Below are 10,099 nucleotides of genomic sequence, written 5' to 3' on the forward strand. Positions count from 1 at the left end.
TCATCTCATGGGTAATCGTCAATTACGCTTTTATGAACATGATCGGCTCGCCTCTATTGGAGTGCCCGGCAACCCAGTAAGAATAATGTACGCGGCCGGCAGCCCGATATGCCAGCTAGGGGGCTCATCCTTTGCCGAGGGCAACCTGATTGCTATCGACCAAGCAAACTCCGTCTTGGCTTCGAGCCATAGCTCTGCTGTCAACAGGCTGACATACTGTGCTTATGGATATAACCCCATTGGGCCTTCACCTGTAGCACCAGGTTACAACGGAGAGTATCTTGAGGATTTCGGCGTTTACTTGTTAGGCCGCGGCGAACGAGGATACAGCCCCCGCCTTAGGCGATTTATTTCTTCCGATCGTGCCAGCATCTTCCTGACTGGCAACCTTAATGCATACGCTTACACTGCGGGCGATCCGATTAATTATAACGATCCCTCAGGAAATATCCGCGGACCTATAGCGCGCTACTACGATTGGAAAGCTGGAAAGTCCCTAGTCAAAGCCTCAAAAAATTTGAAAAACCGCATAGACAGCACTCGAAACTTAGAATACAACATCGGCCACGAAAAAAGAAAAGACGCGCAAAGAGCGAGGGACATTAAAACGACTGACATCGCACTTAAGAAAACAGAAACCGAAATGTTAGCGCTCATAGATTCCATGGCGAAAATGGATGGCACAGTAACATACGAGAGCAGCAAGCATGGATTAAAGGCAAGTTATTTGTACGAAGACTACGCCAACCAAGCTGCCAAACTAAAAAGCCTAGAATCCACTTTTGAAGCGCTGAGCACCAAGCGCTCGGAACTAGAGAAAGCAACATCTCAAGTTTCGCGCGCAAAATCGGAATTTGAACAGAATGAATTAGCAATCCAGACAGCCCGCAGCCGTCTAGATTATCTAGAAAAGAAATATCCTCATCTAGCTTCAAAGGCAATAAGAAAAAACCTTTAAGCAACATGCAGCGCAACTTTTCTTTGCCTCCTGCATTCCAAACAACAAATGAGCGAGACAGCCAACCCGCAGGAAGCGAGCTTTGGGGTTGGCTACGCTCTACCGTTCACTACCTGTCACAACACCTGGCGCAGGAACGCCTGCGCACGCGGGTCTTTCGGCGAGGCGAAGAACGCGGCTGGGGCCGAATCTTCCAGCAACTTGCCATGGTCGAAGAACAGCACGCGGTCCGCCACTTCACGGGCAAAGCCCATTTCGTGGGTAACGCAGACCATGGTCATGCCTTCCTGGGCCAAGGTCTTCATCACGTCCAGCACCTCGCCGACCATTTCCGGGTCAAGCGCCGAGGTTGGCTCGTCGAACAGCATCACTTTCGGGTCCATGGCCAGGGCTCGGGCGATCGCCACCCGCTGCTGCTGGCCACCGGACAGGCGCGACGGGTATTCGTTGGCTTTCTGCGCAATGCCTACCTTCTCCAGCAGCGCCCGGGCCTTGGCTTCGCGGTCGGCCTTGTTGCGCTTGCGCACCACCTTCTGTGCCAGGCACAGGTTCTCCAGCACGGTCATGTGCGGGAACAGGTTGAAGTGCTGGAACACCATGCCGACTTCGCGGCGGTAGGCGTTGATGTCGGTCTTCGGGTCGGCCAGTTGCAGGCCGTCGATGGCCACATGGCCTTCGTCGAAATGCTCCAGGCCGTTGAGGCAACGCAGGAAGGTCGATTTGCCCGAACCCGACGGGCCGAGCACCACCACCACCTCGCCCTTGGCGACCTGGGTGGTGACGTTATCCACAGCCCGTACCACGTGGCCACGGGTGTCGAAGACTTTCAGCAGGTCACGGACTTCAATCACTTTGCGCAAGCCTCCGCTCGAGCCGGCTGGCCAGGTGCGACAGCGGCAGGTTGATCAGCAGGTACAGGCCTGCCACGCAGAACCAGATCTCGAAGGTCGAGAACGAGGTGGTAATGGCCTCGCGGCCGCTCTTGGTCAGTTCGGTGATGGCGATCACCGACACCAGCGAGGTGTCCTTGACCAGGCTGATGAACTGGCCGGCCAAAGGCGGCAGCACGCGCTTGAAGGCCTGCGGCAGGATGACGTGGCGCATCGACTGGCCTGCGTTCAGGCCCAGCGAGCGGGCCGCTTCGTTCTGGCCCTTGGCAATGGACTGCACGCCGGCACGAACGATTTCGGCCACGTAGGCGCCGGTGAACAGCGCCAGTGCAGCCACCCCGGCAAACTCGCGGGACAGGTTGAGCACGGTACCGATGAAGAAGTAGAAGATGAAGATCTGTACCAGCAGCGGTGTACCGCGCACCAGCTCGACGTACACCGTCGACAGGTCCCGCAGCGTAGGGTTGCTAGACAGGCGGCAGAGGCCGGCGAACAGGCCGATCAACAGGCCCAAGGCACCGGATACCACCGAAATCCAAAGCGTGGTCCACAGGCCCCAGGCCAGCGGGCCGGCCGCCCAGTGACGGGTGACGCCAATCTGGTCGCCTTCGGAAACATCGTCGCCGCGGGCCAGCTGCAGGCTGTCCTTGGCCACATCGAGCACCTGCTCGGCACCGTTCTCGTCCTTCAGCGTGACACGGGCATTATCGCCAGAGATGACGATGTCCTGCACGGTGCCGTAACCGGCGGCGCGCTGTGCTTCCTCGGCCTTGTAGGCGAAGTACTGCGGTACGCGGTTCCAGCGCCACTCGTAGGAAATCATCGAGGTGGCCATGTACAGGCTGAACGCCAGGCCCACCAGGACCAGGGCAGTCAAACCGTGCCAGGGCCACTGGGCTTTCTTGTGTTTGATCACGTGGGGTACTTCCGTAAATGCGAACGCGCAGGGTTTGCCTGCGCGTCGGGGTCATAAAGCCGGCTTGTGGCCTGGGCCTTATTCCATTTCCTTCAGCCAGTCCTTGTTCTTGAACCACTTGTCGTGAATACGATCGTAGGTCCCGTCATGCTTGATCTGGTGCAGGAAGTTGTTGATGAAGTTGATGCTGTCGTAGTCGCCTTTCTTCAGGCCGAAGGCCAGCGGCTCGTAGGTGAAGGGTTCTTCGAGGAACAGCAGCTTGCCGGCACCGGCCTTGTCCACTGCCACCACGTTGTACGGCGCGTCGTAGACGAAGGCGTCAGCCTTGCCGTTGACCACGTCCATCACCGCTTCCTGCTCGTTGTCGTAGCCGTGGTACTTGGCCTTGGCGATCAGCTTCTTGGAAACCATTTCGCCGGTGGTGCCGAGCTTGGAGGTGATGCGGTACTTCTCGTTGTTCAGGTCCTTGTACGACTTGATCTCGCCCGCCAGTTCCTTGCGGATCAGCAGGGTCTGGCCGACCACGATGAAGGGTTCGCTGAAGTTCAGGCGCAGGTTGCGTTCCTGGGTCAGGGTCATGCCGCTACCGATCATGTCGAACTTGTCGGTCAGCAGGGCCGGGATGATGCCGTCATAGGCCGTGGATACCGGCTCGAACTTGACGCCCATGGACTTGGCCATGGCTTTGAGGATATCGACTTCAAAGCCGATGATCTCGCCACGCTTGTTGGTCATCTGGAACGGCATGTAGGTCGGGTCCATGCCCACGCGCAAGGTGCCGCGCTTGACCGCGTCATCGATCGCGCCCGCCTGGGCGGCCGTTACGGCGACCAGGGCGGTGACACCGACCAGCAGTCGCGAAAGGTATTTCTTGATCATCACCAAGTCCCCTAGCAAGAAAAGTAGCGAATCTTATTGTTGGCATGGCCGTCGTGGCCAATGCGTCATATCGGAGAGGGATGCTAACGCATGGCGGCTCGGGGACCTAGAGCCGGGGGGGACTTTGTTGGCCAAAATCGGTGGGAGCCCTGAAAAGCTTCGCGGGCACGCCCGCTCCCACAGGTACAGCGCATGCCTCAAAGGCTGTGAAGTACCCTGTGGGAGCGGGCGTGCCCGCGAATAGGCCCTGTCAGGCGCCGACGAGTGCCGGTTGGCCTTCATTCTCCGGATGCAACGGCAACAGCGGCGAATGCGGGTCGTTCTTGATCGACGCACGCCACACGTCGATCCACGCCGCATTGTGCTCGGCCCAGACCTGCTCGTGCAGGCGGGTCAGCGCCACCGGGTCGCTGAGCAGGGCCAGGCGGGTATTGAGGTCCAGCCCTTTCGGCCCTACCTCCATCGCCTTGGCCACGCGCTCGGCGCGCAGTGCCTCGATCGGCGCTGCCTGACCATGACGGGCAGTGGCCATGGCGCAGGCCAAGGCGTTCTGCCGCGGGTCGACCACAGCCCGTACGAAGCCGTCATGCAGGGCATGCCAGCGGTTTTCGTGGGTGTACTGGTCGGTGGCCAGCAGCTCCTGCGGAGTGGCGTATTCCTCGGGGATGAGGAACAGCTTCTCGTCCTTGGCCGCCAGGCCCAGGCGGGTACGGCTGGAGATCACCGAAACCGGGATCGACAGCACCAGCGAACCAACGATTGGCGCCAGCCACCACAGGAAGCTCGGGTTCAGCCAGGCCACCAGCGCCGCCCAGGCAATACCCAGCAGGGTCTGCGGGCCGTGGCGGCGCACTGCTTCGCTCCAAGGCGTGGAGTCGTCGTCACGCTGCGGCGAGTTCCAGGTCGCGGCCCAGCCCAGGAACGCGGCCAGCACGAAGCGGGTGTGGAAGATCATGCGCACCGGTGCCAGCAGCATGGAGAACAGCATCTCCATCAGCATCGACAGGGTGACCTTGATGCGCCCGCCAAACTCTGTCGCGCCCTTGGCCCAGATCAGGATGACGCTGAGCAGCTTGGGCAGGAACAGCAGCACGATGGTGGTGGAGAACAGCGCCACGGCCTTCTCCGGGTGCCACTGCGGCCACAGCGGGTAGAGCTGGTACGGTTCGATGAAGTACTGCGGCTCCATCAGCGTGTTGGTGGCCAGCAGCGCGGTCGACAGCACCAGGAACAGGAACCACAGCGGTGCCGACAGGTACGACATCACACCGGTGAGGAACACCGCACGGTGCACCGGGTGCATGCCCTTGACCAGGAACAGGCGGAAGTTCATCAGGTTGCCGTGGCACCAGCGGCGGTCGCGCTTGAGCTCATCGAGCAGGTTCGGCGGCAGTTCTTCGTAGCTGCCCGGCAGGTCGTAGGCAATCCACACGCCCCAGCCGGCACGGCGCATCAGCGCGGCTTCGACGAAGTCGTGGGAGAGGATTGCACCGGCGAACGCACCCTTGCCCGGCAATGGCGCCAGGGCGCAGTGCTCGATGAACGGCTTCATGCGGATGATCGCGTTGTGGCCCCAGTAGTGCGACTCGCCTAGCTGCCAGAAGTGCAGGCCGGCGGTGAACAGCGGGCCGTACACGCGGGTGGCGAACTGCTGCAGGCGCGCATACAGGGTGTCCATGCCCGAGGCCTTCGGCCCGGTCTGGATGATGCCGGCGTCCGGGTTGGCCTCCATCAGGCGCACCAGGCTGCTCAGGCACTCGCCGCTCATGACGCTGTCGGCGTCGAGTACGACCATGTACTTGTATTCGCCGCCCCAACGACGGCAGAAGTCGTCGAGGTTGCCACTCTTGCGCTTCACCCGGCGCCGACGACGACGGTAGAAGATGCGGCCGAAGCCTTTGGTTTCGCGGCACACGTCCAGCCAGGCCTGTTGCTCGGCAACGGCGATGTCGGTGTCGTTGGTGTCGCTGAGCACAAAGAAGTCGAAGCGATCGAGGTTGCCGCTGGCGGCCACCGACTCGAACGTTGCGCGCAGGCCGGCGAACACGCGCGGCACGTCTTCGTTGCAGATCGGCATCACCAGCGCGGTACGCGCCTCGGGCGCGATCGGCTCGTTGCCTGCACTGCTACCCGAAATCTTGTACTTGTCGCGCCCGGTGAGCAGCTCGAGGAAGCCCATCAGCGCAGTCCAGAAGCCCGCCGATACCCAGCAGAACAGGATGCCGAAGAGAACCAGGATGGACGTCTGCAAGGCATACGGCCAAACCTGCACCACGGTGTCCCACAGCGGCTGGTTGACGACTTCGTCAAAGTCCACGAACGACCAGCCCTGGTACGGCAGGATGCCCTTCATGTACCAGCCGGCAACGATGGTCTGGCCGATCATCAGCGCCAGCAGGATGTAACGGCGGATCGAACCGACCGTACGCCAGCGGGCTGGCGGCAGCTCGCGCTTGGGCGGCTGCGGGGCGTTGGTGCGGCCAGTCATGCGCCGCCACATGCGGATCAGCACGTTGGTACGCCATGGCTCGGGCACGACCTTGGTGCGCTTGATCGGCGGGGCGATCTTCAGGCACAGGCGGCCGCTGCCGTCGACACCAAGCATTTCGGCGTCTTCCAGCTCGGCGGCGCTGCCTACGGTCAGGCGCGGGCCCACCGAGGCCTGCACGGCCTCGGCAGAGCTGGCGGCCGGGTTGGCCGCCAGGCGTTGGTGCAGCTCACTGAATGACGTGCAGCTGGCGAGTTCCGCCCGTTGCTCGTCGCTCAGTGGTAGGTGGGCCAGGTACTCGCGAAGCGATTCCGGCCTTGCGCTTGAGTTACTCATCGGCAGGCAACTGATAGCTCCAGGTCTCGGTCAGCACCTTCTCGGTGGTGGCCGGGGTCCCGTTGGTGGGCGCCGCATCGGCGGCAGGTTGTTCGGCCTTGGCGGCTTTCTCGGCCTTGGCTTGCTTGGCTGCAGCCTTGTCCTGCTTGGCGTCCTTGGCAGGCTTGGCGGCTTCGACCGGCACGTCACGCACAAGCGCGGCACGCATTTCGGTCGATTTGTTGGCTTCCTTGACCTTCAAACGCAGGGTCAGGCGCCAGCCCTTGGTCTCAGGGTTATAGCGCAGGTTGTTCTCGACCACCTCGGCATTGTCGCCCACGCTGATCTGGCTGCGCACGGCGGTGTCTTCCGGCAGGGCGGCCAGCGCCGGGCCGGCGAAGTCGACCAGGAAGGCCACGCTGCCGTCTGGCTGGCGGATCAGGTTGGATTGCTTGACGTCGCCGGTGGAACGCAGGGTCTGCTTGACCCAGCCCAGCTCGGGAGCCTGGAACTTCGGCTCGTCGATGGTCCAGTGCAGGCGGTACGCGTACTCGAATGGCTTGCCTGGCTCAGGCAGCTTTTCCGGGCTCCAGAAGGCCACGATGTTGTCATTGGTCTCGTCGGCAGTCGGGATTTCGACCAGGTCGACGGTGCCCTTGCCCCAGTCCCCCTTCGGCTCGATCCAGGCGCTCGGGCGCTTCTGGTAGTTGTCGTCGAGGTCTTCGTAGTCGCTGAAGGCGCGCTGGCGCTGCATCAGGCCGAAACCACGCGGGTTCTCGACGCTGAAGTTGCTCACGGCCAGGTGTTTCGGGTTGTTCAGCGGGCGCCACAGCCATTCGCCGTTGCCGGCATGGATCGACAGGCCTTCGGAGTCGTGCAGGGCCGGACGGTAGTTGAGGACCTTGGACGGCTGGTTGGGGCCGAACAGGTACATGCTGGTCAGCGGGGCAATGCCCAGGCGGCTGACATGGTCACGCAGGAACACGCGGGACTGCACGTCGACCACGGTATCGTTGCCTGGGCGCAGGGTCAGCTTGTAGGCGCCGGTGGAACGCGGCGAGTCCAGCAGGGCGTAGATGACCAGGTGCTTGTCGGCCGGCTTGGGCTTCTCGACCCAGAACTCGGTAAAGCGCGGGAACTCCTCGCCCGACGGCAGTGCGGTGTCGATGGCCAGGCCACGGGCCGACAGGCCATACACATGGCCCTTGCCGACCACGCGGAAGTAGCTGGCGCCAAGCAGGGTCATGATCTCGTCCTGCTTGTCGGCCTTGTTGATCGGGTACAGCACGCGGAAACCGGCGTAACCCAGGTTCTTGGTGGTTTCCGGGTCGTGTGGCACGTCACCGAACTCGAAACGGCTCGGGTCGTACTTGATTTCCTCGACCTTGGTGGCGGTGACCTCGTTGATCTTCACCGGGGTATCGAAGTGCATGCCCTGGTGATAGAACGACAGCTTGAACGGGGTCTTGTCCTTGGCCCACTCGGCCTTTTCCTGCAGGAAATGAATCTTCTGGTAGTCCGCGAACTTCATGTCGCGGAATACGGCCGGCAGGTTGCTTTTCGGTGCTTCGTACTTCTGGCCGGCCAGATCCTTTGCCTTGGCTGCAACATCGTCAAGATTGAATGCCCACAGCTGGCCCGCGCTCATCAGGCCGACCAGTGCAACACTGGCCATCAGGGCCTTGCGCAGCCCGGTACCGGGGATTCTTGATGCTTTTTGGGGACTAACAATCACGAGCAACCCTCGCCGAAAACAGATCATGAAACCAACGGCCAGCGACAAATGCCGGGTTGGCGAGCACTGTTCGGACCCCGTGAGGGCGTAATGATTCCCCAAACGGATCCAGACAATACTCGAGTCAGAGTGAAACGAACCTGCGAACGCAGGTCCATGCAGCGCGCGATTATCCAGCAGGTCGCGTGACAACGCATCAGGCTGGAACAACTATTTATCGTACAAAACCCCTTGTTTTCCTGTGAACAAGGGGTTTTTTAACCTCATATTTGTAACATAAATGTTACGGGGCCATCATTGACCAGGTGCACCTGCATGTCTGCGCCGAATTGCCCGCTTGCCACATCAGCGTGCCGGGCCTTCGCCTGCTGCAAAAGATAGTCGAACAACTCGGCGCCGAGGGCCGGTGGCGCTGCCGTCGAGAAGCTCGGGCGCATGCCGTTGCGGGTGTCTGCCGCCAGGGTGAATTGCGACACCAGCAACAAACCTCCCCCGACATCCTTGAGCGACAGGTTCATCTTGCCCTGCTCGTCGCTGAACACCCGGTAGTTCAACAACTTGTGCAACAGCTTGTCGGCCTGCTCACGGGAATCTTCAGGCTCGACGGCCACCAGCACCAGCAAACCCTGGTCGATGGCACCCACTACCTCCCCCGCTACTTCCACCCGCGCACCACGCACGCGCTGCAGCAGGCCCCTCATGCTTCTTCCAGGGGCAGGTCGAGCAGGCGCCGGGCCATCTGGTCGGCGGCACGCACCAGGGCATCGGTGATGCCCGGCTCGGAAGCCGCGTGGCCAGCGTCACGGATCACCTTCAGTTCGCTGTTCGGCCAGGCCTGGTGCAGCGCCCAGGCGTTGTCCAGCGGGCAGATCACATCATAGCGGCCATGCACGATCACGGCCGGCAGGTGGGCGATCTTCGGCAGGTCGCGGATCAGCTGGTCCGGCTCGAGGAAGGCGTTGTTCATGAAGTAGTGGCATTCGATACGGGCGATCGACAGTGCACGCTGCGGCTCGGAGAAGCGGTCGACCACCAGCGGATTGGGGCGCAGGGTGGCGGTACGGCCTTCCCAGGTGGACCAGGCCTTGGCCGCGTGCATCTGGGCAATCTGGTCGTTGCCGGTCAGGCGCTTGTGGAAGGCCGTGACCAGGTCACCGCGCTCCTCCGGCGGGATCGGCGCGATGTAGTCCTGCCAGTAATCGGGGAACAGGCGGCTGGCGCCTTCCTGGTAGAACCATTGGATTTCCTGGGGCCTGCACAGGAAGATGCCGCGCAGGATCAGGCCATGCACCCGCTCGGGGTGGGTCTGGGCGTAGGCCAGCGCCAGGGTGGAGCCCCACGAGCCGCCGAACAGCACCCACTTGTCGATGCCAAGGTGCTCGCGGATGCGCTCGAGGTCCTCGACCAGGTGCCAGGTGGTGTTGTTCTCCAGGCTCGCGTGCGGCGTGGAACGGCCACAGCCGCGCTGGTCGAAGGTGATGATGCGGTACAGGGTCGGGTCGAAGTAGCAGCGGCTCTGGGCGTCGCAACCGGCTCCCGGGCCGCCGTGGATGAATACCACCGGCAGACCTTCTGGCGAGCCGCTTTCGTCGACATACAGCACATGCGGCGCTTCCACGGCCAGATCGTGCCGGGCGTAGGGTTTGATCTGCGGGTACAGGGTCTGCATTGCGCACTCCGTGTGAGGATTATTCGGCCGTGGGCCATCATAAACCTGAATTGCGCTTTGAGCACTGCCCGCGCTGATGCCGCCGCACCTCGAGGGCACATATATCTACCTCCAGCAGCTCAGACAGGCCCGCGATAGTCCCTCGCCCCAAATCAAGCAAGGGCTTCGCCATGCCAACTGCAGTCACTGCCGTACCTAGGGATGGTCTGAAGTAGCCCCTGTTTTCCGGCTACTTCGCCATCGACACTT

Annotated in this window: 8 protein-coding genes; 1 reads left to right on the plus strand and 7 read right to left on the minus strand. The window is 61.8% G+C overall.

Annotation, left to right across the window (positions count from 1 at the left end; translation table 11 throughout):
• The first annotated feature begins 7 nt into the window (after window positions 1–7).
• Complete coding sequence (locus tag MJ643_RS23205; protein ID WP_080563828.1) at window positions 8–958, plus strand: RHS repeat-associated core domain-containing protein; 951 nt, start codon at window positions 8–10, stop codon at window positions 956–958.
• A gap of 116 nt (window positions 959–1,074) precedes the next feature.
• Here MJ643_RS23205 and MJ643_RS23210 read toward each other — a convergent pair whose 3' ends face one another.
• From MJ643_RS23210 to pip, 7 genes are all read right to left on the minus strand, one after another.
• A complete protein-coding gene (locus MJ643_RS23210; protein ID WP_013974550.1) occupies window positions 1,075–1,809 on the minus strand; it encodes an amino acid ABC transporter ATP-binding protein in 735 nt (244 codons plus the stop codon).
• Window positions 1,802–2,764 carry an amino acid ABC transporter permease gene (locus MJ643_RS23215; protein ID WP_013974551.1) on the minus strand — a complete coding sequence of 321 codons (963 nt, stop codon included), beginning with the start codon at window positions 2,762–2,764 and terminating at the stop codon, window positions 1,802–1,804. The genes MJ643_RS23210 and MJ643_RS23215 overlap by 8 nt, the downstream gene beginning before the upstream one ends.
• Before the next feature lie 78 nt (window positions 2,765–2,842).
• Entirely contained in the window at window positions 2,843–3,640 is a 798-nt protein-coding gene (locus MJ643_RS23220; RefSeq protein WP_024087841.1) for a transporter substrate-binding domain-containing protein, read from the minus strand.
• 253 nt (window positions 3,641–3,893) lie between these two features.
• The gene (gene mdoH / locus MJ643_RS23225; protein WP_013974553.1) at window positions 3,894–6,467 is read right to left on the minus strand and encodes a glucans biosynthesis glucosyltransferase MdoH; all 2,574 of its coding nucleotides are present in this window, start codon (window positions 6,465–6,467) and stop codon (window positions 3,894–3,896) included.
• Window positions 6,460–8,181 (minus strand): glucan biosynthesis protein G, encoded by a 1,722-nt coding sequence (locus MJ643_RS23230; RefSeq protein ID WP_015272100.1) that lies wholly within the window; start codon window positions 8,179–8,181, stop codon window positions 6,460–6,462. The genes mdoH and MJ643_RS23230 overlap by 8 nt, the downstream gene beginning before the upstream one ends.
• A 263-nt stretch (window positions 8,182–8,444) precedes the next feature.
• Window positions 8,445–8,882: a D-aminoacyl-tRNA deacylase gene (dtd, locus tag MJ643_RS23235; protein WP_013974555.1), complete on the minus strand. Its 438-nt coding sequence runs from the start codon at window positions 8,880–8,882 to the stop codon at window positions 8,445–8,447.
• The gene (pip, locus tag MJ643_RS23240) at window positions 8,879–9,850 is read right to left on the minus strand and encodes a prolyl aminopeptidase (RefSeq protein WP_013974556.1); all 972 of its coding nucleotides are present in this window, start codon (window positions 9,848–9,850) and stop codon (window positions 8,879–8,881) included. The genes dtd and pip overlap by 4 nt, the downstream gene beginning before the upstream one ends.
• Window positions 9,851–10,099 lie beyond the last annotated feature (249 nt).

The organism is Pseudomonas sp. PNPG3, assembly GCF_023093815.1.
Classification (GTDB): domain Bacteria; phylum Pseudomonadota; class Gammaproteobacteria; order Pseudomonadales; family Pseudomonadaceae; genus Aquipseudomonas; species Aquipseudomonas asiatica.